The organism is Streptomyces sp. NPDC006332, from assembly GCF_040612855.1.
Lineage (GTDB): Bacteria > Actinomycetota > Actinomycetes > Streptomycetales > Streptomycetaceae > Streptomyces.
In genome coordinates, this window is the sequence record NZ_JBEXRA010000026.1 from 1 (window position 1) to 25,523 (window position 25,523).

Annotated in this window: 18 protein-coding genes; 9 read left to right on the plus strand and 9 right to left on the minus strand. The window is 70.5% G+C overall.

Translation table 11 applies throughout. The features are described from left to right. Window positions 1–109 precede the first annotated feature (109 nt). From mmsA to iolC, 5 genes are read right to left on the minus strand one after another with little or no spacing between them, the layout of a single operon-like run. Window positions 110–1,612, minus strand: coding sequence for a CoA-acylating methylmalonate-semialdehyde dehydrogenase (gene mmsA, locus ABZ027_RS23170; RefSeq protein ID WP_356771265.1), 1,503 nt, complete (start codon window positions 1,610–1,612; stop codon window positions 110–112). 23 nt (window positions 1,613–1,635) lie between these two features. Then, on the minus strand, window positions 1,636–3,528 hold the full coding sequence (iolD, locus tag ABZ027_RS23175) for a 3D-(3,5/4)-trihydroxycyclohexane-1,2-dione acylhydrolase (decyclizing) (protein ID WP_356771267.1): 1,893 nt from the start codon (window positions 3,526–3,528) through the stop codon (window positions 1,636–1,638). Continuing rightward, a complete protein-coding gene (gene iolB / locus ABZ027_RS23180; protein ID WP_356771456.1) occupies window positions 3,525–4,340 on the minus strand; it encodes a 5-deoxy-glucuronate isomerase in 816 nt (271 codons plus the stop codon). Before iolB ends, iolD begins: the two co-directional genes overlap by 4 nt. A 22-nt stretch (window positions 4,341–4,362) precedes the next feature. Then, window positions 4,363–5,244 carry a deoxyribose-phosphate aldolase gene (locus ABZ027_RS23185; protein ID WP_356771269.1) on the minus strand — a complete coding sequence of 294 codons (882 nt, stop codon included), beginning with the start codon at window positions 5,242–5,244 and terminating at the stop codon, window positions 4,363–4,365. Then, a complete protein-coding gene (iolC, locus tag ABZ027_RS23190; RefSeq protein ID WP_356771271.1) occupies window positions 5,241–6,191 on the minus strand; it encodes a 5-dehydro-2-deoxygluconokinase in 951 nt (316 codons plus the stop codon). Before iolC ends, ABZ027_RS23185 begins: the two co-directional genes overlap by 4 nt. 203 nt (window positions 6,192–6,394) lie before the next feature. On the opposite strand from iolC, the gene ABZ027_RS23195 reads away from it, so the two are divergent. From ABZ027_RS23195 to ABZ027_RS23205, 3 genes are all read left to right on the plus strand, one after another. Beyond that, complete coding sequence (locus tag ABZ027_RS23195; protein ID WP_356771273.1) at window positions 6,395–7,312, plus strand: sugar phosphate isomerase/epimerase; 918 nt, start codon at window positions 6,395–6,397, stop codon at window positions 7,310–7,312. A gap of 526 nt (window positions 7,313–7,838) precedes the next feature. Next, on the plus strand, window positions 7,839–8,585 hold the full coding sequence (locus ABZ027_RS23200) for a helix-turn-helix domain-containing protein (RefSeq protein ID WP_356771275.1): 747 nt from the start codon (window positions 7,839–7,841) through the stop codon (window positions 8,583–8,585). A gap of 392 nt (window positions 8,586–8,977) precedes the next feature. After that, on the plus strand, window positions 8,978–9,178 hold the full coding sequence (locus ABZ027_RS23205; RefSeq protein WP_356771277.1) for a MerR family transcriptional regulator: 201 nt from the start codon (window positions 8,978–8,980) through the stop codon (window positions 9,176–9,178). Window positions 9,179–9,220: 42 nt separating this feature from the next. Here ABZ027_RS23205 and ABZ027_RS23210 read toward each other — a convergent pair whose 3' ends face one another. Next, window positions 9,221–10,264 carry a zinc-dependent alcohol dehydrogenase family protein gene (locus tag ABZ027_RS23210; RefSeq protein WP_356771279.1) on the minus strand — a complete coding sequence of 348 codons (1,044 nt, stop codon included), beginning with the start codon at window positions 10,262–10,264 and terminating at the stop codon, window positions 9,221–9,223. 50 nt (window positions 10,265–10,314) lie between these two features. Then, complete coding sequence (locus ABZ027_RS23215; RefSeq protein WP_356771281.1) at window positions 10,315–12,537, minus strand: MMPL family transporter; 2,223 nt, start codon at window positions 12,535–12,537, stop codon at window positions 10,315–10,317. Between the two features lie 136 nt (window positions 12,538–12,673). Between ABZ027_RS23215 and ABZ027_RS23220 the strand changes: the two genes are divergently transcribed. From ABZ027_RS23220 to ABZ027_RS23230, 3 genes are all read left to right on the plus strand, one after another. Beyond that, a complete protein-coding gene (locus ABZ027_RS23220) occupies window positions 12,674–13,345 on the plus strand; it encodes a TetR family transcriptional regulator (RefSeq protein WP_356771283.1) in 672 nt (223 codons plus the stop codon). 292 nt (window positions 13,346–13,637) lie between these two features. Beyond that, on the plus strand, window positions 13,638–13,877 hold the full coding sequence (locus ABZ027_RS23225) for a cation transporter (RefSeq protein WP_356771285.1): 240 nt from the start codon (window positions 13,638–13,640) through the stop codon (window positions 13,875–13,877). Window positions 13,878–13,967: 90 nt separating this feature from the next. Beyond that, on the plus strand, window positions 13,968–16,235 hold the full coding sequence (locus ABZ027_RS23230; RefSeq protein WP_356771287.1) for a heavy metal translocating P-type ATPase: 2,268 nt from the start codon (window positions 13,968–13,970) through the stop codon (window positions 16,233–16,235). A 658-nt stretch (window positions 16,236–16,893) separates the two neighbouring features. Here ABZ027_RS23230 and ABZ027_RS23235 read toward each other — a convergent pair. Together ABZ027_RS23235 and ABZ027_RS23240 are read right to left on the minus strand one after the other, a co-directional pair. Beyond that, window positions 16,894–18,192 (minus strand): citrate synthase, encoded by a 1,299-nt coding sequence (locus ABZ027_RS23235; RefSeq protein WP_356771289.1) that lies wholly within the window; start codon window positions 18,190–18,192, stop codon window positions 16,894–16,896. A gap of 256 nt (window positions 18,193–18,448) precedes the next feature. Further along, complete coding sequence (locus tag ABZ027_RS23240; RefSeq protein WP_356771291.1) at window positions 18,449–20,692, minus strand: ATP-dependent RecD-like DNA helicase; 2,244 nt, start codon at window positions 20,690–20,692, stop codon at window positions 18,449–18,451. A 240-nt stretch (window positions 20,693–20,932) separates the two neighbouring features. Between ABZ027_RS23240 and ABZ027_RS23245 the strand changes: the two genes are divergently transcribed. Genes ABZ027_RS23245 through ABZ027_RS23255 form a run of 3 tightly spaced genes read left to right on the plus strand, consistent with a single transcriptional unit; the run spans window position 20,933 to window position 25,477 of the window. Beyond that, the gene (locus ABZ027_RS23245; protein ID WP_356771293.1) at window positions 20,933–22,009 is read left to right on the plus strand and encodes a LacI family DNA-binding transcriptional regulator; all 1,077 of its coding nucleotides are present in this window, start codon (window positions 20,933–20,935) and stop codon (window positions 22,007–22,009) included. Beyond that, on the plus strand, window positions 22,006–23,535 hold the full coding sequence (locus tag ABZ027_RS23250; RefSeq protein ID WP_356771295.1) for a sugar ABC transporter ATP-binding protein: 1,530 nt from the start codon (window positions 22,006–22,008) through the stop codon (window positions 23,533–23,535). Before ABZ027_RS23245 ends, ABZ027_RS23250 begins: the two co-directional genes overlap by 4 nt. Further along, on the plus strand, window positions 23,525–25,477 hold the full coding sequence (locus ABZ027_RS23255) for a substrate-binding domain-containing protein (RefSeq protein WP_356771297.1): 1,953 nt from the start codon (window positions 23,525–23,527) through the stop codon (window positions 25,475–25,477). The genes ABZ027_RS23250 and ABZ027_RS23255 overlap by 11 nt, the downstream gene beginning before the upstream one ends. The last annotated feature ends 46 nt before the right edge of the window (window positions 25,478–25,523 follow it).

The following is a 25,523-nucleotide window of genomic DNA, read 5'->3' on the forward strand; positions in this document are numbered from 1 at the left end:
GCGGGTGACGGTCGTCGTCTCGCGGCACGGCGCGATCGAGGTGCTCACGCCCGGCGGAGTGGTGCTGCGCCGGGATCTGCCACCGCGCTGGTGGGCCCGCCCACCGTGCTCAGTGGTTGCGTGGGAAGCCCAGGTCCACGCCCGACGGGGCGTCGGCCGGGTCCGGCCAGCGGGTGGTGACGACCTTGCCGCGGGTGTAGAAGTGCGTGCCGTCGTTGCCGTAGATGTGGTGGTCGCCGAAGAGCGAGTCCTTCCAGCCACCGAAGGAGTGGTAGCCGACCGGGACCGGGATCGGGACGTTCACGCCGACCATGCCGGCCTCGACCTCCAGCTGGAAGCGGCGGGCCGCGCCGCCGTCCCGGGTGAAGATCGCGGTGCCGTTGCCGAACGGCGAGGCGTTGATGAGGGCGATGCCCTCGTCGTAGGTGTCGACGCGCAGCACGGTCAGCACCGGACCGAAGATCTCGTCCTGGTAGGCCTTCGCGCTGGTCGGCACCTTGTCGAGCAGCGAGATGCCGATCCAGTGGCCGTCCTCGAAGCCGTCCACCGTGAAGCCGGTGCCGTCGAGCACGACCTCGGCGCCCTCGGCCGCCGCACCCTCGACGTACGACGCCACCTTGTCGCGGTGGACCTTCGTGATCAGCGGGCCCATCTCGGAGGTCGGGTCGTTGCCGGGACCGATCTTGATCTTCTCGGCGCGCTCGCGGATCTTCTCCACCAGTTCGTCGCCGATCGCGCCGACCGCGACCACGGCCGAGATCGCCATGCAGCGCTCGCCCGCGGAGCCGTAGGCCGCGCTCACCGCGGCGTCCGCGGCCGCGTCCAGGTCGGCGTCCGGCAGCACCAGCATGTGGTTCTTGGCGCCGCCCAGCGCCTGCACCCGCTTGTGGTTCGCGGAGGCGGTGGTGTGGATGTAGCGGGCGATCGGGGTCGAGCCGACGAAGGACACGGCCTTGACGTCGGGGTGCTCCAGAAGCCGGTCGACGGCCACCTTGTCACCGTGCACGACGTTGAAGACGCCGTCGGGCAGACCGGCCTCCGACAGCAGCTCGGCGATCTTCAGGCTCGCCGACGGGTCCTTCTCGCTCGGCTTCAGCACGAAGGTGTTGCCGCACGCGATGGCGATCGGGAACATCCACATCGGGACCATCGCCGGGAAGTTGAACGGCGTGATGCCGGCGACGACACCGAGCGGCTGGCGGATGGACGACACGTCCACCCTGCTGGCCACCTCGGTCGACAGCTCGCCCTTCAGCTGCACGGTGATCCCGCACGCCAGGTCCACGATCTCCAGACCGCGGGCCACCTCGCCCAGCGCGTCACTGTGCACCTTGCCGTGCTCGGCGGTGATCAGCTCGGCGATCGCGTCCCGGTTCGCGTCCAGCAGCGCGCGGAACTTGAACATGATCGTGGCCCGCTTGGCCAGCGAGGACTGGCCCCAGCTGACGTAGGCGTCCTTGGCGGCGGCCACGGCCGCGTCCACCTCGTCGACGGTCGCGAACGCGACCTTGGTGGTGACCGCGCCGGTCGCGGGGTCGGTGACCGGCCCGTAGGTTCCCGACGCGCCTTCGACGGTCTTGCCGCCGATCCAGTGGTTGACGATCTTCGTCATGGCTGAATCACTCCAGTAGTCCTTCACAGCGGGCGGCGTCGGGTAGAGACGTGCCGTTCGTACAGCTCACGGGCCTTCACCGCGGACGGTCGCGTCGCGGTCTCGGCCACAGGTACATCCCACCAGGCCTGCGCCGGGGGCGGGCCCGACACTGTGTCTGCGGTTTCCGTCTCGACGTAGACACAAGTGGGAGTGTCCGCGGACCGCGCCTCGGCGAGGGCGGCGCGGAGGTCTCGTACGGTCTTCGCGCGCAGCACGCGCATACCGAGGCTCGCCACGTTGGCGGCGAGGTCCACGGGCAGCGGCGCCCCCGTGTACGTGCCGTCGTCGGACCTGTACCGGTAGGCGGTGGCGAACCGCTCACCGCCGACCGACTCGGACAGGCCACCGATGGAGGCGTAGCCGTGGTTCTGCACCAGGAGGATCTTGATCGCGATTCCCTCCTGCACGGCCGTCACGATCTCCGTCGGCATCATCAGGTACGTGCCGTCGCCGACCAGTGCCCAGACGTTGCGCTCGGGTGCCGCCATCTTCACACCGATCGCGGCGGGGATTTCGTAGCCCATGCAGGAGTAGCCGTACTCCAGGTGGTACTGGTCCCGGGAGCGCGCCCGCCACATCTTGTGCAGGTCGCCGGGGAGCGATCCGGCCGCGTTGATGATCACGTCCGACTCGTCGACCAGGGCGTCCAGGGCGCCGAGGACCTGCGGCTGGGTGGGCCGTATGTCGGGCTCCTCGGCCTCGTAGCAGGCGTCGACGCGCTGCTCCCAGCGTTCCTTGTCGAGGGCGTACTCGCCGGTGTACGTCTCCGTGACGCGGTGGCCGTGCAGCTGGAGGGCCTCGGTGAGTTCCGTCAGGCCGCTGCGGGCGTCGGCGATCAGGGGCTGGCCGGCGAGCTTGTGGCCGTCGAAGGGGGCGATGTTGAGGTTGAGGAAACGGACCTCGTCGCCGGTGAACAGGGTGTTCGACGCGGTGGTGAAGTCGGTGTAGCGGGTGCCGACGCCGATCACCAGGTCGGCCTGGCGGGCGAGTTCGTTGGCGGTGGCGGTACCGGTGTGGCCGACGCCGCCGACGTCCTGGGGGTGGTCGTGGCGCAGGGAGCCCTTGCCGGCCTGGGTGGAGGCGACCGGGATGCCGGTGACCGAGGCGAACTCGGCGAGGGCCTCCTCGGCACGGCTGTGGTGGACCCCGCCGCCCGCGATGACCAGCGGCCTCTCGGATGCCCGGATCGCCCTTACGGCTTCGGCGAGTTCGGCCGGGTCGGCGCCCGGCCGTCGTACCGCCCAGGTGCGCTCCGCGAAGAACTCCTCGGGCCAGTCGTACGCCTCGGCCTGCACGTCCTGCGGGAGAGCGAGGGTCACCGCGCCCGTCTCCACCGGGTCGGTGAGCACCCGCACGGCCTGGAGTGCCGCCGGGATCAGGGCCTCCGGCCGGGTGACGCGGTCGAAGTACCTCGACACCGGACGCAGACAGTCGTTGACGGACACGTCGCCCGCGTACGGGACTTCGAGCTGCTGGAGGACCGGGTCGGCGACCCTGGTGGCGAAGGTGTCGCCGGGCAGCAGCAGGACCGGGAGGTGGTTGACGGTCGCCAGGGCCGCGCCGGTGACCAGGTTGGTGGCGCCCGGGCCGATGGAGGTCGTCACGGCGTGTGTGGACAGGCGGTTGGACTGGCGGGCGTAGCCGACCGCCGCGTGCACCATCGACTGCTCGTTGCGGCCCTGGTGGTACGGCATCTCGGCGGCGTACTCCACCAGTGCCTGCCCGAGTCCGGCGACGTTCCCGTGGCCGAAGATGCCCCAGGTCGCGCCAATCAGCCGCTGCCGTACGCCGTCCCGCTCCGTGTACTGGGCGGACAGGAAGCGGACGAGCGCCTGCGCGACCGTGAGCCTCGTCGTCGGGGTCTGCGCCGTCATCGGTAACCCTCCGTATGGTCCGGGTGGAAGCAGATCCGCCACTCCCGTGTCTCACCCGGGCCGGCCATGACGTTCAGGTAGTACATGTCGTGGCCGGGTTGCGCGATCGACGGGCCGTGCCATCCGTCGGGGACGAGGACGGCGTCGCCGGAGCGGACCTCCGCGAGGACGTCCGAACCGCCCTCACGTGAAGGGGATACGCGCTGATAGCCGAACCCGTTCGGGCCGTCGACCTCGAAGTAGTAGATCTCCTCCAGCTCCGCCTCCTCGCCGGGCCGGTGCTCGTCGTGCTTGTGCGGCGGGTACGAGGACCAGTTGCCGCCGGGCGTGACGACCTCGACGGCGATCAGCTTGTCGCAGTCGAAGGCGTCGGCGGAGGCGAAGTTGCGGACGTGGCGGGCGCAGTTGCCGCTGCCCCGCTCTTCTTCCGGGACCTCCGGCGCGGGGCCGTAGCGGGCGGGGAGTTGTCGCTCGCACTTCGCTCCTGCCAAAGCAAAGCGGCCGCCCGCGCCGGAGGCGATCAGTGCCTGGGCGTCACGGGGCACGTAGGCGAAGTCGGAGACTCCGGCGAACACGCTTTCCCGGCCCAGGAGTTGGAACTCTTCACCCTCTGTTTGCACGGTACATCCGCCTTGCAGCGGAAGGACGATCCATTCGCTGTCCCCGGCGGTGAAGGTGTGGGTGCCGCCCGGTTCCAGTTCGACGATCCGCAGGCTGCTGTGGGTCCAGCCGGCCCGCTTGGGGTCGATGTCGACCACGTACTGGGCGTTCGCGGCGGTGCCCTTGGCGATGTACAGCTCGTTGCTGGTCATCTCGTTGCTGGTCATACGGCCCTCACAGCAGTCCGACGGCGGTGTCCACGGCGGCGGCCACATCGCCGTCCGCCGGGTACAGCAGCGAACGGCCGACCACCAGGCCGCGCACGGTGGGCAGTTGCAGGGCGCCGCGCCACTTCTCGTACGCGCCGTCCTGGTCGCCCCCGACCTCGCCGCCCAGCAGCACCGCGGGCAGCGTGGAGGTCGCCATGACCTCGGCCATGTCGTCGGGGTTGTCGGTGACGGGGACCTTCAGCCAGGTGTAGGCCGAGGTGCCGCCCAGGCCCGAGGCGATCGCGATCGACTTGGTGACGGCCTCGGCGGACAGGTCGTTGCCGAGCCTGCCCTGCGGGGAGCGGCGGCTGATGAACGGCTCGACGAAGACCGGGAGCCGTCGTGCGGCCATGTCGTCGATGGCGCGGGCCGTGGACTCCAGGGTGGTGAGGGAGCCCGGGTCGTCGTAGTCGATCCGCAGGAGCAGCTTGCCGGCGTCGAAGCCGAGGCGTTCGATGTCCTCGGGGCGGTGGCCGGTGAAGCGGTCGTCGAGTTCGAAGCTGGCGCCCTGGAGACCGCCGCGGTTCATCGAGCCCATGACGACCTTGCCCTCGAGGGCGCCGAGCAGCAGCAGGTCGTCCAGGATGTCGGCGGTGGCGAGGACGCCGTCCACGCCGGGACGGGACAGTGCCAGGCAGAGGCGTTCGAGCAGGTCGGCACGGTTTGCCATGGCGTGCTTGCGGTCGCCGACGCCGAGGGCGCCGCGGGCCGGGTGGTCGGCGGCGACGATCATCAGCCGGCCGCTCGTGTTGAGCAGGGGGCGGCGGGTGCGGCGGGCGGCGGCCTCCGCTATGGCCTCGGGGCGCACGGAACGGGTGCGGACCAGGTCCGCGACGTCGACGGTCACTTGACGGCTCCCGCCGCGAGCGCCGCCGCGACCTCGTCCGGGGTGGGCATCGCCGAGGAGCACTCCAGGCGGGAGGCGACGATGGCTCCGGCCGCGTTGGCGTGCCGCATGATCTTCTCCAGATCCCAGCCTTCGAGCAGGCCGTTGCAGAGGGAGCCGCCGAAGGCGTCGCCGGCTCCGAGTCCGTTGAGGACGTTCACCGGGAGCGGGGGCACCTCGGCCGACTCTCCCTTGCTGTTGACGGCGAGGACGCCCTTGGGGCCCTGCTTCACCACGGCGAGTTCCACGCCTGCGTCCAGCAACGCACGGGCGGCGGCGTGCGGCTCACGCACTCCGGTGGCCACCTCCACCTCGTCGAGGTTTCCGACGGCGACGGTGGTGTGCTTCAGGGCCTCGGCGTAGAAGGGACGGGCCGCGTCCGGGTCGGACCAGAACATCGGGCGCCAGTCGAGGTCGAACACGGTGGCGCCGGCCTTGTTGCGGTGGGCGAGGGCGGCGAGCGTCGCCGTACGGCTGGGCTCCTCGCTCAGGCCGGTGCCCGTGACCCAGAAGATGCTCGCCTCGCGGATGGCGTCCAGGTCGAGCTCGTGGGCGTCGATCTCCAGGTCGGGCGCCTTGGGGCGGCGGTAGAAGTAGAGCGGGAAGTCGTCCGGCGGGAAGACCTCGCAGAAGGTGACCGGGGTGGGCAGGCCCGCGACCGGGGTGACCCAGCGGTCGTCGACGCCGAAGCCCCGCAGCTCCTCGTGCAGGTAGGTCCCGAACGGGTCGTCGCCGGTACGGGTGATCACCGCGGTCTGCCGTCCCAGGCGGGCCGCGGCTACGGCGACATTGGTGGCCGAGCCGCCGAGGAACTTGCCGAAGGTCTCCACCTGCGGCAACGGGACGCCCGTCTGCAGCGGATAGAGGTCCACTCCGATCCGCCCCATGGTGATCAGGTCGTACGCCATCGAGTTCCCTTCGTGCGCCGCGGCGGCTGGTGGCCGAGCGGGCTTCTGACCCGTCGGCTTCTGGCCGAGTGGCCTGTCGGCCGCGTCGGCTCGTATCGGCTCTCCACGGTTTCTAGCGCCGTGCACGTGACCCTGTCAATGTTTTGTCCAGACATTCGGACCAGGTCTTGACACCCCCGCTCGTGAACCGCACGCTGGCGGCCATGACGTCGTTGTCACCTCAGTCCTCACTCTCCCGCATCCGGATCGGATCGGCGCCCGACTCCTGGGGCGTCTGGTTCCCGGACGATCCGCAACAGGTCCCCTGGCAGCGCTTCCTCGACGAGGTCGCCGCGTCCGGCTACGAGTGGATCGAGCTGGGCCCGTACGGGTACCTGCCGACCGATCCGGCCGTCCTCACCGAGGAGACGGCCGGGCGTGGCCTGAAAGTGTCCGCCGGCACGGTCTTCACCGGCCTGCACCACGGCGAGGCCGTCTGGGAGAAGACCTGGGCGCATGTCGCGGACAACGCGGTGCTCGCCCAGGCGATGGGCGCCCGGCATCTGGTCGTCATCCCGTCCTTCTGGCGGGACGACAAGACCGGCGAGGTGCTGGAGCCCGACACCCTCACGCCCGAGCAGTGGCGCAACCTCACCTCCCTGACCGAGCGCCTCGGCAAGGAGGTGCGGGAGCGGTACGGCCTGCAGATCGTCGTCCACCCGCACGCCGACACCCACATCGACAGCGAGGAGAACGTCGTCCGCTTCCTGGACGGCACCGACTCCGACCTGGTGTCGCTGTGCCTGGACACCGGGCACTACGCGTACTGCGGCGGCGACAGCGTCAAGCTGATCGAGACCTACGGCGAACGCATCGGGTACCTGCACCTGAAGCAGGTGGACCCGGAGATCCTGGCGGACGTACGGGCGAACGAGGTTCCGTTCGGGCCGGCTGTCGCGCGCGGTGTGATGTGCGAGCCGCCCGCCGGGGTGCCCGCGCTGGGGCCCGTGCTGGAGGCCGCGCAGAAACTGGACGTCGATCTGTTCGCGATCGTCGAGCAGGACATGTACCCGTGCGAGCCGGACACTCCGCTGCCGATCGCTCAGCGGACGCGGGCGTTCCTGAGGTCCTGCGGGGCGTAGCCCTCCGGGGCGGGCGGGGCGTTTGTGGGGGTGCGCTCTGTGAGGGTGCGGGTGCGGGTGCGGGTTGTCTGTGGCTGGTCGCGCAGTTCCCCGCGCCCCTTGAGGCCCGTGATGCTCGCGCCCCTTGAGGCCCGGGCCTCTTGATGCACGTGATGCTCGCGTCCCTTGATGCCCGCGCCCCTTGATGCTCGCGTCCCTTGATGCCGTGATGCCCGCGCCCCTTGCAGTGGCCTTCCGTCCTCTCCCCTGACGTTGCACCATGGGTGCCTTCGCCGGAGGAGGGGCGGATGGTGGCGGCGTCTGCGGTGCTGGTGCGGTCCGGGGAGGGGCCCGTCGGTTCCTGGGAACTCGTTCTCGCGTCGCCGCACCCACGGCTGCGGCCCGGCGTGATGAGCTACCGCGGCGTCAGGCTCGCGATGCACCGGCCGCGGCGCCGACTGGAGGCACCGATCGGTGCGGCGACCCTGTTGCTGGGCTTCGACCAGCCGGTGCACATCTCGCGAGCGGGCCGCCCCACGTCCTCCTCGTGTCGGTCTACTGCGGCCCCACGACCACCCCGGCCGTCGGTGAGCACGGCGGTCGGGTGTCGGGCATCGAGGTCCTGCTCACGCCCTGGGCCGCGTTCACGCTCTTCGGCACGCCCCAGTACGAGCTCGCCGACCGCACCGTCGACCCCGACGAGTTGCCGCACGCCCTCGCCTCCCGCCGGGCCGGGGGCCGTCGGCGCAGCGTCGGCGAACTCTCCGCCGCGCTGGCCGCGTTACCGACCTGGGACGACCGGTTCGCACTCCTCGACGATGTGTTCGCCCGCTGGTGGGCGGCCGGGACTCCGAGTTCGGCGCGGGTGGTGCGGGCCTGGTCCGAGCTGGTGCGCACGGGCGGTGCGATGCCGGTGCGACGGCTCGCCGAGGAGGTCGGCTGGAGCGTGCGGCACCTGGAGAACCGTTTCCGGGAGCAGATCGGGCTGGGTCCCAAGGCGGCGGCCCGGGTGCTGCGGTTGCAGCGGGCCCGGCGGATGCTGGCGGACGGACGGGGACAGGCGGAGACGGCGGCGGTCTGCGGCTTCTACGACCAGGCGCATCTGAGCGGTGAGTTCAAGGCGATGACGGGGTGCACGCCACGGGAGTTCACAGCGGCTCGGACGGTGCCGGCCGGGCCCGGGGGGCCCGTGAACGACCGGATGACGGGCGAGGCGACGAGTCTCGTCCTCGCGTCGGAGCGACGACAGTGCGGTTTTCTCCAAGACCGGCAGTGCCCGCCGCAGGCAGGCTGAGCGTCCCGCCGGTTGCTCGGGGGGACGCACCGGGGGGGATGCGGAAACCGGGGGATGCGGGGAGCCGACGGGCCGGGCCCGACGCAGCGGGTCCGGCCCGTCTTGTGCACCGCGCGGGCAACACCATGCGGACCGGGAGAGATGGTCGCAGTCAACACGCCGCGCCCTTGACCCGGTGTGCGTCTTTGTGGCACTCGTGTCACAAACATCCCCTTCGCGTCACACATGTCACGTGTACGCGGCACATGCGTCACACCCGCGCACGGGCCCTGCCCTGCTTCAACGCTCCGTCGTTGAGCGGGCACAGGCTTTGAGATCGCCAGCGCAGTGCCCGGGTACCCCCGACGGCCGCCCCCGGCCGCCACCGCGGCACGCGCGGGGAGGTGCACCTCATGACCGACCGAAGGCTTTGGTCCTACAAGGAGATCGCGGCACACATCCGGGTGCAGCCGGACACCGTACGGTCCTACCGCAAGCACGGTCTGCTCCCCTCGCCCGATCACGTCGAGGGCGGCAAGCCCTACTGGTACGCGGACACCGTGCGCGCCTGGGCGGCCTCCCGTCCGGGCAACCGGGGCCGAAGAGAGGGCTGACCCGAGGAACCGAAACCCCGCCCCCCGGCATGTGGGGCGTCGTCAGCTCCATGGAGCGATGACCGTCACCCCCGCCCCGGGCGCGGTGCCCATCGCCGCCAGCGCGGCCGGTGTCGCGTCCAGGGTGATCGTGGACGTGACCAGCAGGTCCGGCCGCAACATTCCCGCCCGAACGAGTTCCAGCATCGGCGGGTAGGTGTGGGCGGCCATGCCGTGGCTGCCGAGGAGTTCGAGTTCGAGGGCGATCACGCGGGCCATCGGGACCGGTGTCGTGCCGCTCGCCGAGGGCAGCAGGCCGACCTGGACATGACGGCCCCGGCGACGCAGACCGTTGACCGAGGCGGCGCAGGTGGCGGGCGAGCCCAGGGCGTCGAGGGAGAGGTGGGCGCCGCCGCCGGTCAGGTCGAGGATCGCCTCCGCCGTGTTCTGCGTGCGGGACGCGTCCACGCACTGCGCCGCGCCGAACGTCCGTGCCAGGTCCAGGGCGTGCGGCGACACGTCCACCGCCACCACCCGCGCCCCCGACGCCGCCGCGATCATCACGGCGGACAGGCCGACGCCTCCGCAGCCGTGCACCGCGACCCACTCCCCCGCCGCCACCCGGCCCTGCCGCACCACCGCGCGGAACGCCGTGGCGAACCGGCAGCCGAGGGAGGCCGCGGTGGCGAAGGACAGGTCCTCGGGGACGGCGATCAGGTTCACGTCGGCGTGGTCCAACGCCACGTACTCGGCGAAGGAGCCCCAGTGGGTGAAGCCGGGCTGGGTCTGCCGCTCGCACACCTGCTGGTCGCCGGCCGCGCAGGACGGGCAGGTGCCGCAGGCGCAGATGAACGGGACGGTGACCCGGTCCCCCGCTCGCCATCCGGTCACCCGGGCTCCCACCGCCTCGACGACACCGGCGAGTTCGTGTCCCGGCACATGCGGCAACGCGATGTCCGGGTCGTGGCCCTGCCAGCCGTGCCAGTCGCTGCGGCACAGCCCCGTGGCCTCGACCCGCACCACCACGCCGTGCTCAGCGGGCTCCGGGTCCGCCACCTCGCGCACCTCGGCCGGCTCTCCGTACCGCTCGAACACCACGGCCCGCATACGCGCCCCCGCTTCCCGCTCTCGCGCCGATCACCCCTGACGCCGGCACGCTATCCGCGCGCCTCCGCCTTGTCGCGTTCGGCCCTGTCCCGTTCGGGCACGTCGGCTTTCAGCTCCTCCCGCTCCCCCTCGCTCAGTCCGAACCGTTCGTGGAAGCGCCGCAGCGGGCCCGGGGCCCACCAGGTCGCCCGGCCGGTGAGGCGCATCACCGCCGGGACCAGGAGGCTGCGGACGATCATCGCGTCCATCAGCACGGCCAGCGCGATTCCGAGTCCGAGCATCTTCGTGTTGGTCACGCGGGACGTACCGATGGCGACCATCACCACCGCGAGGATCACCGCCGCCGCCGTGATCAGCCCACCGGTGCGCTGAAGCCCGTGCCGGACCGCCTCGTTGTGGTCCCCCGTCCTGTCGTACTCCTCCTTGATACGGGAGAGCAGGAACACGCCGTAGTCCATGGAGAGCCCGAAGGCCACGCAGAACATCAGGACCGGGAGGGTCGTCTCTATCGAGCCGGGGCTGGTGAAGCCGAGCAGGCCGGACAGGTGGCCGTCCTGGAAGACCCAGACCACCGCTCCGAACATGGCGCTCAGGCTGAGCGCGTTGAGCACCACCGCCTGGATCGGTATCAGCACGCTGCCCGTCAGCAGGAACACCAGGAGCAGGGTGACGATGGCGATGAAGGCGAGCGCCCAGGGCAGTTGCTGCGCTATCGCGTGCTTGGAGTCGACCAGGACGGCGGCCGTGCCGGTCACCTCGGTGTCGAACGGGGCCCGGACCTCGCGCACTTCACCCACCAGGCGCTGGGCGGGGTCGCCGACGGCCTCGCCCTTCGGCAGCACCGTGAAGTACGCCGACTCGCCCTTGACGAGCGGGCCGTCGACCCGCCGCACTTCGGGCAGGTCCGCGATCCGCTCCTTGTACGCGGTGTACTGCGCCCGGGTGGCCGCTCCCTCGGCGAGGATTTCGAGGCCTCCGCCGGGGCTGCCGGGGAAGCCGTCCCGGATGTGTTGCTGCACGACGTGGTACTCGGCGGTGGAGGGCAGCTGGCGGTCGTCGGCGGTGCCGAACTTCACCCCCAGGAAAGGCAGTCCGAGGACGACGAGCACGGCCGCGGTGGCCGGGGCGAAGAAGGGGGCACGGCGCATCACGAGGGTCGCACTGCGGGCCCAGGCGCCGCCCCCGTCCACGGTCGGCCGCGGCTCCCGCCCTCGCCGGAACAGGCGGCGAAGGTCCAGGGAGTCGACCCGGTGGCCGAGCAGGACCAGCGCTGCCGGGAGCAGGATCAGGGCGGCCGCCGCGGCCAGCACGACGACGGCGATACCGGCGTACGCGAAGGACCGCAGGAAGTACTGCGGGAACAGCAGCATCGCGGCGAGCGACACGGCGACCGTGAGGGCCGAGAAGAGGACCGTACGGCCGGCCGTGCGCAGAGTGGTGCCCACGGCGGTCAAGGGTTCGGCGCCGGTGGACAGTTCCTCGCGGAAGCGGCGGACGATGAACAGGGCGTAGTCGATGGCGAGGCCGAGCCCCAGGGCCGTGGTGAGGTTGAGTGCGAAGACGGAGACGTCGGTGAACTCGGTGAGCACCCGCAGCACCGCGTTCGTCCCGAGGATGGCGACGATGCCGATGAGCAGGGGCAGCAGGGCGGCGACCGCGCTGCCGAAGACCATCACCAGCAGCACCAGCGTCACCGGCAGGGCGATCAGCTCGGCCCGGGTGAGGTCCTCCTCGATGATCGTCTGCATCTCGTGCCGTACCGCGACCGGTCCGCCGACCGTGACGTCCACCGGGCCGTGCGTGCCGCGGACCGTCGGCGCGAGGCGGTCCAGGGTTTCGCCCATCTGCGTCTCGTCACCGGTGACGCGGGCGGCGATCAACGCCTCATGGCCGTCCTTCGCGCGCAGGGCGGGAGCGCCGGACTGCCAGTAGGAGCCCACGCCCGTAACGCCCCGTTCGCCTTTCAGGCGCTCGGCGATTCGCTCGGCCTCGGCGACGACCGCCGGATCATCGACCGAGGCGCCTTTCGCGTCCACCAGGAGCAGGAGGTTGGGCTGGGAGTCGGGAAACTCGCGTTCCAGGGCCTTGGTCGCGTAGGTGGACTCGGCGTTCGGATCCTCCCAGCCGCCCGCACCGAGGCGGTCGGCGACACCGCTGCCGACCAGCACGGCGAGCGCCGTGAGCAGCAGGGCGGCGAGCAGCGACAGACGTGGCCGAGCGGTCACGAACCGGGTCCATCCCCCGACGCGGGGTGGGCTGTTGACTTCGCTCATCGTGCGGTGTCCCCTTCACCGTGCAGCCCGTAGACTGGAAAACGCGAGAGATCACTCGCGTTTCACCAGAATGCGAGCGACCGCTCGTGTTTGTCAACCGTGTCCCGAGAGTTTCGGAGAGTTGGGGATAAGTCGCGTGCCCGTCAGACCGGAGAAGCAGGAGAAGGAGCAGCCCCGCCGCCGCCAGGCCCGGGGCGAGCGTCGCATCGCCCAACTCCTCGAAGCCGCCGCCAACGTCTTCTGCACCACTGGCTACACGGCCGCCAGCACCAGCGCGATCGCCCGTGAGGCCGGCGTCTCACCGGGGACGCTGTACCAGTTCTTCCCCAACAAGGAAGCGATCGCGATCGAGCTGGGCGACCGGCTGATGCACGAGATGCGCGACACCTACGGCGAGGCACTCGCGCCGGTCGACCCCGCGACCCCGCTGGAGGAGGCCGTCGCCGCCACCGTCGACCGGTTCATCGACTTCAACTGCCAGCACCCCGTGTTCTTCGCGCTGATGCACGGCCCCGACATCCCGGGCCGGATCACCGAGGAGCACGACGCCCTGCACGCGACCCTCGTCGCCCGCATCGAGACCCTGCTCTCCTCTTTCCTGCCCGACGCGCCGCCGGCCGACGTCAACCGCACCGCCCACATGTGCCTGGGCCTCTACAAGGCGGGCCTGGAGCTGATCCTCGCCCACGAGGGCGCCGAGCGGGACGCCTACGTCCGGGAACTGAAGAACGTCCTGACCCGTTACCTGGACCCGCTGGTCGGCGAGAAGCTCGGCCACCACCCGGCCACGGCGACCCCGGCACACTGACCGACCTTCAGCGGCACCGATCCAGCGGCCGCACAACCCCGGCGGTCCCCGAGCACGCCTTGCCCACGACGGGGTACTCACCCCGACGGCCGCCGCACCCGCCACCCACCCCCACCCAGCCGCGCACCATTGACCGACCTCGACCACCGACCGACGCCGCCCCGCCCGTCGCTCGTGGCCCACAGCACACCGCCACCTCTTGGATTAATACCCCCTAGGGGTATAACATGGATGACCGCAAGGCCCCACCGTGGGCCACGACCGCCCCAGTCGCCCCGACGAGGAGAACGACATGACCACTGAGACCGACACCCCCGGCTCCGTAACCGCCGTCTACAAGGTGAGCGGGATGAGCTGCGGACACTGCGAGGGAGCGATCTCCGGCGAGCTCTCCGAGATCGCCGGTGTCAGCTCGGTGAAGGCCGTCGCCTCGACCGGCGAGGTGACCGTCGTGTCCGCGGCCCCGCTCGACGAGGAAGCCGTGCGCGCCGCCGTCGACGAGGCGGGCTACGAACTCGTCGGCAAGGCCTGAGGCAGACTGAGCCACGCACCTCCCACCCGGGCGTGCCGAGCCGGCCCACGTCGGCCACCGCCCGCCCGGTCCGCTCTCTGGAGTACGGACATGGCCACCACCACCGACCACGCCCCGGCAACCGGGACGTCGGACGTCGAACTGCTCATCGGCGGAATGACCTGCGCAGCCTGCGCCGCCCGCGTCGAGAAGAAGCTCAACCGCATGGACGGCGTGACCGCCACGGTGAACTACGCGACGGAGAAGGCCAAGGTCAGCTACCCGACGGGCGTCGACGTCGCGGATCTGATCGCGACGGTGGTGCGGACCGGGTACACCGCCGAGGAGCCGACGCCACCCCCGGACGAGACCTCCACGGAGACCGCCGGCGAAGCGGACGCCGGAGCAGACGCGGGAGAGGACCCGGAGTCGGCCGCACTGCGGCAGCGGCTGACCGTCTCGGCCGCGCTGGCCGTCCCGGTCGTCCTGCTCTCCATGATCCCCGCGCTGCAGTTCGACAACTGGCAGTGGCTGGCGCTCACCCTCGCCTCGCCGGTCGTGGTCTGGGGCGGCCTGCCCTTCCACCGGGCCGCCTGGACGAACGTCCGGCACGGCGCGGCCACCATGGACACCCTGGTCTCGCTCGGCACGCTGGCCGCGTACGGCTGGTCGCTGTGGGCGCTGTTCCTCGGCGACGCGGGCATGCCGGGCATGCGGGACAGCTTCGAGCTGACCGCCTCACGGATGCACTCCACCTCCACTATCTACCTCGAAGTCGCCGCAGGGGTCACCGCGTTCATCCTGCTGGGCCGCTACCTGGAGGCTCGCGCCAAGCGCCGCGCCGGGGCCGCGCTGCGGGCCCTGATGGAGCTCGGCGTGAAGGACGTGGCCGTCCTGCGGGAGGGGCGGGAGGTACGGATCCCGGTGGCCCGGCTGGCCGTCGGCGACCGGTTCGTCGTACGGCCCGGGGAGAAGGTCGCCACCGACGGCACCGTCGTCGAGGGGGCCTCCGCGGTGGACGCGTCCATGCTGACCGGCGAGTCCGTCCCGGTGGACGTCACCGTGGGCGACGCCGTCACCGGGGCCACGGTCAACGCCGGCGGGCGGCTGGTCGTCGAGGCCACCCGGGTCGGCGCCGAGACCCGGCTCGCGCGGATGGCGAAGCTGGTGGAGGACGCGCAGAACGGCAAGGCGGAGGTGCAGCGGCTGGCCGACCGGGTCTCCGGGACCTTCGTGCCGGTGGTGATCGCGATCGCGGTCGGCACCTTCGGGGTGTGGCTCGGCGCGACGGGTGGCACGGTCGCGGCGTTCACCGCGGCCGTCGCGGTCCTGATCATCGCCTGCCCGTGCGCGCTGGGCCTGGCCACCCCGACCGCCCTGATGGTCGGCACCGGGCGCGGCGCCCAGCTCGGCATCCTCATCAAGGGCCCCGAGGTACTGGAGTCCACCCGCCGCGTCGACACGGTCGTCCTGGACAAGACCGGCACGGTGACCACCGGCCGGATGACCCTCCAGGAGGTCCACGTCACCGAAGGCGCCGACGAGACCGAGCTGCTGCGGCTCGCGGGCGCCCTGGAGCACGCCTCCGAGCACCCCGTGGCCCGGGCCGTCGCCGCGGGCGCCGAGGAACGCGTGGGACCACTTCCGGCGGTCGAGCACTTCGAGAACGTGCCGGGGCGGGGCGTACGCGGACGGGTGAAGGGCCGCGAGGTGGCGGTGGGTCGCCTTTTCGACGTACTCCCGCTGGACGTGGCCCGCGCGAAGGAACAGGCCGAGCGGGACGGGCGTACGGCCGTCGTGGTCGGCTGGGACGGAGCGGCGCGCGGGGTCCTGGCCGTCGCGGACGCGGTCAAGGAGACCAGCGCGGAGGCGGTACGGGAGCTGCGGGCCCTCGGCCTGAGGCCGGTGCTGCTGACCGGGGACAACCGGACGGTCGCCGAGGCGGTCGGCCGGGCCGTCGGGATCGACGCCGAGCAGGTGGTCGCCGAGGTACTGCCCGAGGACAAGGTCGACGTCGTACGGCGGCTGCAGGGCGAGGGACGGGTCGTCGCCATGGTCGGTGACGGCGTCAACGACGCGGCCGCGCTCGCCGTCGCCGATCTGGGCCTGTCGATGGGGACCGGGACCGACGCGGCGATCGAGGCGGGCGACCTGACGCTGGTACGCGGGGACCTACGGGTGGCCGCGGACGCGATCCGGCTGTCCCGGCGCACACTGTCCACGATCAAGGGCAATCTGGTGTGGGCCTTCGGGTACAACGTGGCCGCGCTGCCCCTGGCCGCCGCCGGGTTGCTGAACCCGATGATCGCGGGCGCGGCGATGGCGTTCTCGTCGGTCTTCGTTGTGACGAACAGCCTGCGTTTGCGGGCATTCCGATGACGGACCCCTCTGGAGTCCGGCGCCGCACTCACATAAGCTCTTCACAAGGCTCGCGCATCATCCTTACGCTTGGGTCCCTTTCGCCATATCCCGGGCCCTTGCGCATCTAACGGACATATGCAAGAGACGCAGATCACAGTGATGTGAAGGTAACCATCGAAGGGATTCGAAGGTCTAAGTTGGCGATGTCAGGCAGCGTCTTGGGGGGCGCCCACTGGCATCTGGGGATGTCTTGGGGGACTTCTCCAGAGGTGCGTTGCCGGGGCACGTACACCGGGGAGCTTTGAGCGGCCCTCCCAGCGTGCGCTGTCCCGGCAGACCGCACACACAGGAGTAGTACGAGGATTTTTGCTCGTTCTGCTCAATGGCGGCACCAGCAGTACCGCAAGACAGCGATTCAGGCGCTGGTTCTCACAGACGCCCGGCCGGATCCCGTGGGGGGAATCCGCACCGGGACATGGGAAGGCGCCCTGGACGTCGGCCCGTGGGGGGACCGGCGCCGGGGCGCCTTCCGCATATCCAGCAGCACGCCAGGTCAACGGCGCTGGCTAGTCATCACCCATGCGTGCAGCCAGCTGTCATCACCCACGCCCACACGCCCGGACACACGAAGGCCCCGCACCCGGCCGAAGCCGCGTACGGGGCCCTGGTGGAGGACTCAGCGCTCCTCGACCGGCACGAAGTCGCGCTCGACCACGCCCGTGTAGATCTGGCGCGGACGGCCGATGCGGGAGCCGGGCTCCTTGATCATCTCGTGCCACTGGGCGATCCAGCCCGGGAGCCGGCCCAGGGCGAACAGGACCGTGAACATCTCGGTCGGGAAGCCCATGGCCCGGTAGATCAGGCCGGTGTAGAAGTCGACGTTCGGGTAGAGGTTGCGCGAGACGAAGTAGTCGTCGGAGAGCGCGTGCTCCTCCAGCTTCAGCGCGATGTCCAGCAGCTCGTCGGACTTGCCGAGGGCGGACAGCACATCGTGCGCGGCAGCCTTGATGATCTTCGCGCGCGGGTCGAAGGACTTGTACACCCGGTGGCCGAAGCCCATCAGGCGGACGCCCTCTTCCTTGTTCTTCACCTTGCGGATGAAGGAGTCCACGTCGCCGCCGTTGGCCTGGATGCCCTCGAGCATCTCCAGGACGGACTGGTTGGCGCCGCCGTGCAGCGGGCCCCACAGGGCGTTGATGCCGGCCGAGATCGACGCGAACATGTTGGCCTGCGAGGAGCCGACCAGGCGGACCGTGGACGTCGAACAGTTCTGCTCGTGGTCCGCGTGCAGGATCAGCAGCTTGTCGAGCGCGGAGACGACGACCGGGTCGAGGTCGTACTCCTGCGCCGGGACCGAGAAGGTCATACGCAGGAAGTTCTCGACGTAGCCGAGGTCGTTGCGCGGGTAGACGAACGGGTGGCCGATCGACTTCTTGTACGCGTACGCGGCGATCGTCGGAAGCTTGGCGAGCAGACGGATCGTCGAGAGGTTGCGCTGCTTCTCGTCGAACGGGTTGTGGCTGTCCTGGTAGAACGTGGACAGCGCCGAGACGACCGACGACAGCATGGCCATCGGGTGGGCGTCGCGCGGGAAGCCCTTGTAGAAGTTCTTGACGTCCTCGTGCAGCAGGGTGTGCTGCGTGATGTCGTTCCTGAAGACGGTGAGCTCGTCGACGGTCGGCAGCTCGCCGTTGATCAGCAGATAGGCCACGTCCAGGAAGGTGGAGCGCTCGGCCAGCTGCTCGATCGGGTAGCCGCGATACCGGAGGATGCCGGCCTCGCCGTCGAGGTACGTGACGGCGGATTTGTACGCGGCGGTGTTCCCGTAACCGCTGTCAAGAGTGACCAGACCGGTCTGGGCACGGAGCTTCCCGATGTCGAAGCCCTTGTCGCCGACGGTGCTGTCGATCACCGGGTAGGTGTACTCGCCGTCGCCGTACCGCAGTACTACAGCGTTGTTGGTGTGCTCGCTCACGTCATCCCTCACCGACGTTGTGCCTCTTCTTCGAGGTTGCCCTGACTGTCTCTACCATCCCCCATTTGGCGCAGGAGAGTGCACTCGGGGTCGGCCGTTGGGCGTATCGGCGGCACTGAGTGCCGCCAACTCGCCCATCCTGCCTCTCCTTCACCCGCTTCCGGAAGAGCTCTGTGACCGATGTGACTCATTTGATCGATCATTTTTGGGGATGCCTGCCCTCAGACCCCCGTAAAGGGGCTTCGGGACCGCAGGGTCACCGGCCCGAGAGCCGGAAGTCCAGTGCCGTGCAGCGCCGGCCCGCCGACACCGTGCGCACCGCCTGACCGATCGCCTTGCGTGAACCGACGAGGACGACCAGTTTCTTCGCCCGGGTGACCGCCGTGTACAGCAGGTTCCGCTGAAGCATCATCCAGGCGCTGGTGGTGACCGGGATCACCACGGCGGGATATTCACTTCCCTGCGAGCGGTGAATGGTCACCGCGTACGCGTGCGCCAGTTCGTCCAGTTCGTCGAACTCGTAACCGACCTCCTCGTCCTCGTCCGTCAGCACGGTGAGGCGCTGGTCGACCGGGTCGAGCGCGGTGACCACGCCCACGGTGCCGTTGAAGACACCGTTGGTGCCCTTCTCGTAATTGTTGCGAATCTGGGTGACCTTGTCGCCGACCCGGAAGACCCGGCCGCCGAACCGCTTCTCGGGGACCTCCGGGCGGCCGGGGGTGATGGCCTGCTGGAGCAGGCCGTTGAGGGTGCCCGCGCCCGCGGGGCCCCGGTGCATGGGGGCGAGTACCTGGACGTCCCGGCGCGGATCGAGGCCGAATTTGGCCGGGATCCGCCGGGCCGCCACGTCCACCGTCAGGCGGCCGACCTCCTCCGTGTCGTCCTCGACGAAGAGGAAGAAGTCGTTCATGCCGTCGGTGACGGGATGCTGCCCGGAGTTGATCCGGTGCGCGTTCGTCACCACGCCGGACTTCTGGGCCTGGCGGAACACGCGCGTCAGGCGCACGGCCGGGATCGGGCCGCCGTCCGCGAGCAGGTCGCGCAGCACCTCGCCGGCGCCGACGCTGGGGAGCTGGTCGACATCCCCCACGAAGAGAAGGTGCGCACCCGGGGGCACGGCCTTCACCAGCTTGTTCGCGAGCAGCAGGTCCAGCATCGACGCCTCGTCGACCACCACCAGGTCGGCGTCGAGGGGACGGTCCTTGTCGTAGGCCGCGTCGCCGCCCGGCTTCAGCTCCAGCAGCCGGTGGACGGTGGAGGCCTCGGCGCCGGTGAGCTCGGACAGACGCTTGGCCGCGCGGCCGGTGGGGGCGGCGAGGACGACCTTGGCCTTCTTGGCGCGGGCCAGCTCCACGATCGAGCGGACCGTGAAGGACTTTCCGCAGCCCGGGCCGCCGGTGAGGACGGCGACCTTCTCGCCGAGCGCCAGCTTGACGGCGGCCTCCTGCTCGGGTGCCAGCTCCACCCCGGTACGGGCCCTCAGCCAGCCCAGCGCCTTGTCCCACGCGACCTCGCGGAAGGCGGGCATCCGGTCCTGGTCGGTGCGCAGGATGCGCAACAGCTGGGCGGAGAGGGAGAGTTCGGCGCGATGGAAGGGCACGAGGTAGACGGCGGTGACCGGGACGCCGTCCGGTCCGGGCACCTTCTCCCGTACGACACCGGGGTCCTCCCCCTCCTCAGGGGGCGTCGCGAGGTCGGCGAGGCACTCGATGACCAGGCCGGTGTCGACCTGGAGCAGTTTCACCGCGTCCGCGATCAGCTGTTCCTCGGGGAGATAGCAGTGCCCCTGGTCGGCGGACTGCGACAGGGCGTACTGCAGGCCCGCCTTGACGCGCTCCGGGCTGTCGTGCGGGATGCCGACGGACTGGGCGATCTTGTCAGCGGTGAGGAAGCCGATGCCCCAGACGTCGGAGGCCAGGCGGTAGGGGTGGTTCTTCACCACGGAGATCGAGGCGTCGCCGTACTTCTTGTAGATGCGCACCGCGATCGACGTGGACACCTCGACGGTCTGGAGGAAGAGCATGACCTCCTTGATCGCCTTCTGCTCCTCCCAGGCGTCGGCGATCTTCTTCGTGCGTTTGGGGCCGAGCCCGGGGACCTCGATGAGCCGCTTGGGCTCCTCCTCGATGATCTTCAGGGTGTCCAGGCCGAAGTGCTGGGTGATGCGGTCGGCGAAGACCGGGCCGATCCCCTTGACCAGGCCCGAGCCGAGATAGCGGCGGATGCCCTGGACGGTGGCCGGCAGCAGGGTCGTGTAGTTCTCGACGGTGAACTGCTTGCCGTACTGGGGGTGCGAGCCCCAACGCCCCTCCATCCGCAGTGACTCGCCCACCTGGGCGCCGAGCAGCGCGCCGACGACCGTCAGCAGGTCACCGGCGCCGCGGCCGGTGTCGACGCGGGCGACCGTGTAGCCGTTGTCCTCGTTGGCGTAGGTGATGCGCTCCAGGACGCCTTCGAGCACGGCCAGGCGCCGCTCCCCGCTCCCCGTTTCTTGGGCCATGATCCGACGGTACCGCCCGGCACCGACAGCCCACCCGGTCCCGCCCACCCTGCCTCGCTCATCTGAGCGCCACTCATCACAATCCGGTCTCAGGCGGGCGCGGAGGGCTTGATTCCGCCCGTGTAATCGATTCCAATCCTCCGTGTCGCGGATGTAATCGATTCCACGCATGCGCCAGCACCCGACCGGTACAGCCGGCGCAGATTCACCAGCACAGATCCACAAGGAGGTGGACCGGCGATGGCGAGCATCAAGGACGTCGCCGCGGAGGCGGGGGTCTCCGTCGCCACGGTGTCGCGCGTCCTGAACGACCATCCGTCGGTCAGCGCGGACGCCCGTACGCGCGTGCTGACCGCCGTCGAGACGTTGGGCTACCGCCGAAACGCCGTCGCCCGGTCGCTCCGCACCGACCAGACCCACACCCTCGGCCTGGTCATCAGCGACGTGATGAACCCCTACTTCACCGAACTGGCCCGCTCCGTCGAGGAGGAGGCCCGCGCGCTCGGCTACAGCGTCATCTTCGGCAACGCCGACGAGCGGCCCGACCTCCAGGACCACCACGTACGCAATCTGCTGGACCGCCGTATCGACGGCCTGCTGGTCTCCCCGACCGACGGCGGATCGCCGCTGATGCTGGACGCCGCGCGCACCGGGACGCCGATGGTCTTCGTGGACCGGTGGATCCCGGGCATGGAGGTGCCCATCGTGCGGGCGGACGGGCGGGCGGCCGTCCGGGATCTCGTCGCCCATCTGTACGGGCTCGGGCACCGGCGGCTGGCGATCATCGCGGGCCCGGCGGCGACCACGACCGGCCAGGAGCGGGTGGACGCCTTCAGGGAGGCGCTGCACGCGCACGGGCTCGATCTCCCCGACGTCTACACCGGGCGGGGCGACTTCCAGGCCGAGAGCGGGCGGCGGGTCACCGAGGGCTTTCTCGACCTGCCCGAGCCGCCCGAGGCCGTCTTCGCCGCGGACAACCTGATGGCCCTGGGCGCGCTCGACGCGATCCGCGCACGCGGGCTGCGGGTGCCCGAGGACGTCGCGCTGGCCGCGTTCGACGACATCCCCTGGTTCGTGCACACCGATCCGCCGATCACCGCGATCGCCCAGCCCACGGGCGAGTTGGGGCGGGCCGCCGTGCGCGCGCTCGTCGACCGCATCGAGGGGCGGCCCCCCGAGTCCGTCACCCTCTCCGCCCGGGTCGTCGTACGCCGCTCGTGCGGCGAACCGGCTTCCCCCGAGCCACCGGCTCCCACCGAGCCACCCCCCGCGCAGTCCCCCGCTGTGCGGTCCCCCGTAAGAAGGAGCCAGACGTGAGCAACCCGGACGAGTTGCTGCGCATCGAGGGCATACGGAAGGCCTTCCCCGGCGTGGTCGCGCTCGACGGCGTCGACTTCGACCTGCGCCGGGGCGAGGTGCACGTCCTCCTCGGTGAGAACGGCGCGGGCAAGAGCACCCTCATCAAGATGCTCTCCGGCGCCTACACGCCCGACGGCGGGCGGATCCTGGCCGGTGGTGAGGAGGTGCGCATCCATGGTGCGCAGGACTCCGAGCGCCTCGGGATCGCCACCATCTACCAGGAGTTCAACCTCGTTCCCGACCTGACGGTGGCCGAGAACATCTTCCTCGGGCGGCAGCCGCGCCGCCTGGGCATGATCGACCGGAAGAGGATGGAGGCGGACGCCACCGTCCTCCTTGAGCGGGTCGGCGTGAACGTGTCGCCCCGCGCGCGGGTCCGTGAACTCGGTATCGCCCGCCTCCAGATGGTCGAGATCGCGAAGGCGCTCAGCCTGGACGCGCGGGTCCTGATCATGGACGAGCCGACCGCGGTGCTGACCTCCGAGGAGGTCGACAAGCTCTTCGCGATCGTGCGCACCCTGCGCGCCGACGGTGTGGGCGTCGTCTTCATCACGCACCACCTGGAGGAGATCGCCGCGCTGGGAGACCGGGTGACGGTCATCCGGGACGGCAGGAGTGTCGGGCAGGTCCCCGCCACCACGCCCGAGGACGAACTCGTACGTCTCATGGTGGGGCGGTCGATCGAGCAGCAGTACCCGCGCGAACGGGCCGACCGGGGCGCCGCGTTGCTCTCCGTCGAGGGCCTCACCCGCGACGGCGTCTTCCACGACGTCAGCTTCGAGGTGCACGCCGGCGAGGTCGTCGGTGTCGCGGGGCTGGTCGGGGCCGGTCGTACGGAGGTGGTGCGGGCGGTGTTCGGCGCCGACCAGTACGACAACGGGGCCGTGAAGGTCTCCGGCGCGACCGTCCCCCGGCACGACGTCAACGCGGCCATGACCGCGGGCATCGGTCTGATCCCCGAGGACCGCAAGGGCCAGGGGCTGCTCCTCGACGCCTCCGTCGAGGAGAACCTCGGTCTGGTCACCATGCGGTCCGCGACCCGTGCCGGCCTCGTCGACCTCGCCTCGCAGCGGGCGGCCGCCGCACGGATCGCCGAGCAGCTCGGGGTGCGGATGGCCGGACTGGGCCAGCACGTACGGACGTTGTCCGGTGGCAACCAGCAGAAGGTCGTCATCGGCAAGTGGCTGCTGGCCGACACGAAGGTGCTGATCCTCGACGAGCCGACGCGCGGGATCGACGTCGGCGCCAAGGTCGAGATCTACCAGCTGATCAACGAACTGACGGCCGCCGGGGCCGCCGTCCTGATGATCTCCAGTGATCTGCCCGAGGTGCTCGGCATGAGCGACCGGGTGCTGGTGATGGCGCAGGGCCGGATCGCGGGCGAACTCGCCGCCGACCAGGCCACGCAGGACGCCGTGATGGCGCTGGCCGTTAGCAACCCCACGCACGAGAAGACCGAAACGGAGGCCTCCGGTGGCCACTGACACGCTCAAGAGCACGACGGGCGCGGGTGGCGCCTCGGGCGGCCTGCGCCGTCTCCTGCTCGACAACGGCGCGCTGACCGCGCTGATCGTCCTCGTCATCGCGATGTCGGCGCTGTCCGGCGACTTCATGACGACCGACAACCTGCTCAACGTCGGCGTCCAGGCGGCCGTGACCGCCATCCTCGCCTTCGGTGTCACCTTCGTGATCGTCTCGGCGGGCATCGACCTGTCGGTGGGCTCGGTGGCGGCTCTGTCGGCCACTGTCCTCGCGTGGAGCGCCACCTCGCAGGGCGTCCCGGTCGCGATAGCGATCGTCCTCGCGATCGCGACCGGCATCGCGTGCGGTGTGGTCAACGGTTTCCTGATCTCGTACGGGAAACTGCCGCCGTTCATCGCGACGCTGGCCATGCTGTCGGTGGCCCGCGGTCTGTCCCTGGTCGTCTCGCAGGGCTCCCCCATCGCCCTGCCCGGCTCCGTCTCGCACCTCGGCGACACCCTCGGCGGCTGGCTGCCGGTGCCGGTGCTGGTGATGGTCGTGATGGGGCTCATCACGGCGTTCGTGCTGGGGCGGACGTACATCGGGCGTTCGATGTACGCGATCGGCGGCAACGAAGAAGCGGCCCGGCTGTCCGGTCTGCGGGTGAAGCGGCAGAAGCTCGCCATCTACGCGTTCTCCGGTCTGTTCGCCGCCGCCGCGGGCATCGTGCTCGCCGCCCGGCTGTCCTCCGCGCAGCCGCAGGCCGCGCAGGGCTACGAGCTGGACGCGATCGCCGCGGTCGTCATCGGCGGAGCCTCGCTCGCGGGCGGCACCGGCAAGGCGTCCGGCACGCTGATCGGCGCGCTGATCCTGGCGGTGCTGCGCAACGGGCTGAATCTGCTGTCCGTCTCCGCCTTCTGGCAGCAGGTCGTCATCGGTGTCGTGATCGCGCTGGCGGTGCTCCTTGACACGGTCCGGCGGAAGGCCGGCGCGACTCCGGCGGCATCTGGTGCGGCGGCTGGCGGCAAGGGCAGGCAGGCGGCGACGTACCTGCTCGCGGCCGTGGTGGCGGCGGCGATCGTCGGGGGCATGTCCTTCCTGCACGGCGGCACCTCGGAGGCGAAGAGCCAGAAGGTCGGGCTGTCGCTCTCCACGCTCAACAACCCGTTCTTCGTGCAGATCCGGTCCGGTGCGCAGGCGGAGGCGAAGAAGCTGGGCGTGGACCTGACGGTCACCGACGCCCAGAACGACGCCTCGCAGCAGGCCAACCAGCTGCAGAACTTCACCAGTGAGGGACTCGGCACGATCATCGTGAACCCGGTGGACTCGGACGCGGTGACCCCGGCGGCGAAGGCCGTCAACAAGTCGGACATCCCGCTGGTGGCGGTCGACCGGTCGGTCAACAACGCGGACACCGCCGCACTCGTCGCCTCCGACAACGTCACCGGCGGCAAGCTCGCCGCGAAGACGCTCGCCGAGAAGCTGGGCGGCAAGGGCACCATCGTGATCCTTCAGGGCCAGGCGGGCACCTCCGCCAGCCGGGAGCGCGGGTCCGGCTTCGCCGCGGGTCTGAAGGCCTACCCGGGCATCAAGGTGGTCGCCAAGCAGCCCGCCGACTGGGACCGCACCAAGGGCCTGGACGTCATGACCAACCTGCTCCAGGCCAACTCCGGCATCGACGGTGTCTTCGCGGAGAACGACGAGATGGCACTCGGCGCGATCAAGGCACTGGGTGCCAAGGCCGGAAAGTCCGTTCAGGTCATCGGCTTCGACGGCACGGCGGACGGGCTGAGCGCCGTCAAGGCGGGCACGCTGTACGCGTCGGTGGCGCAGCAGCCGACGGAACTCGGCAGGATCGCGGTACAGAACGCGGTCAAGGTCGCCGAGGGCGACAAGGTCGCCAAGTCGGTGATGGTGCCGGTGAAGGTGGTCACGAAGGAGAACGTGGCCGGGTTCACGGGCTGAGACCTGGGATCGCACTGGATGAGACGACGGGCGGACGGTCCTTGGG

Bases quoted from the DNA above. Each gene is read 5' to 3' on its own strand.
- ABZ027_RS23245 (WP_356771293.1), top strand. From the start codon at position 20,933: ATGGCGAGCATCAAGGACGTCGCCGCGGAGGCGGGGGTCTCCGTCGCC.
- ABZ027_RS23215 (WP_356771281.1), bottom strand. From the start codon at position 12,537: ATGAGCGAAGTCAACAGCCCACCCCGCGTCGGGGGATGGACCCGGTTC.
- ABZ027_RS23240 (WP_356771291.1), bottom strand. From the start codon at position 20,692: ATGGCCCAAGAAACGGGGAGCGGGGAGCGGCGCCTGGCCGTGCTCGAA.
- iolD (WP_356771267.1), bottom strand. From the start codon at position 3,528: ATGACGGCGCAGACCCCGACGACGAGGCTCACGGTCGCGCAGGCGCTC.
- ABZ027_RS23225 (WP_356771285.1), top strand. From the start codon at position 13,638: ATGACCACTGAGACCGACACCCCCGGCTCCGTAACCGCCGTCTACAAG.
- ABZ027_RS23195 (WP_356771273.1), top strand. From the start codon at position 6,395: ATGACGTCGTTGTCACCTCAGTCCTCACTCTCCCGCATCCGGATCGGA.
- iolB (WP_356771456.1), bottom strand. From the start codon at position 4,340: ATGACCAGCAACGAGCTGTACATCGCCAAGGGCACCGCCGCGAACGCC.
- ABZ027_RS23205 (WP_356771277.1), top strand. From the start codon at position 8,978: ATGACCGACCGAAGGCTTTGGTCCTACAAGGAGATCGCGGCACACATC.
- ABZ027_RS23210 (WP_356771279.1), bottom strand. From the start codon at position 10,264: ATGCGGGCCGTGGTGTTCGAGCGGTACGGAGAGCCGGCCGAGGTGCGC.
- mmsA (WP_356771265.1), bottom strand. From the start codon at position 1,612: ATGACGAAGATCGTCAACCACTGGATCGGCGGCAAGACCGTCGAAGGC.
- iolC (WP_356771271.1), bottom strand. From the start codon at position 6,191: ATGGCGTACGACCTGATCACCATGGGGCGGATCGGAGTGGACCTCTAT.
- ABZ027_RS23230 (WP_356771287.1), top strand. From the start codon at position 13,968: ATGGCCACCACCACCGACCACGCCCCGGCAACCGGGACGTCGGACGTC.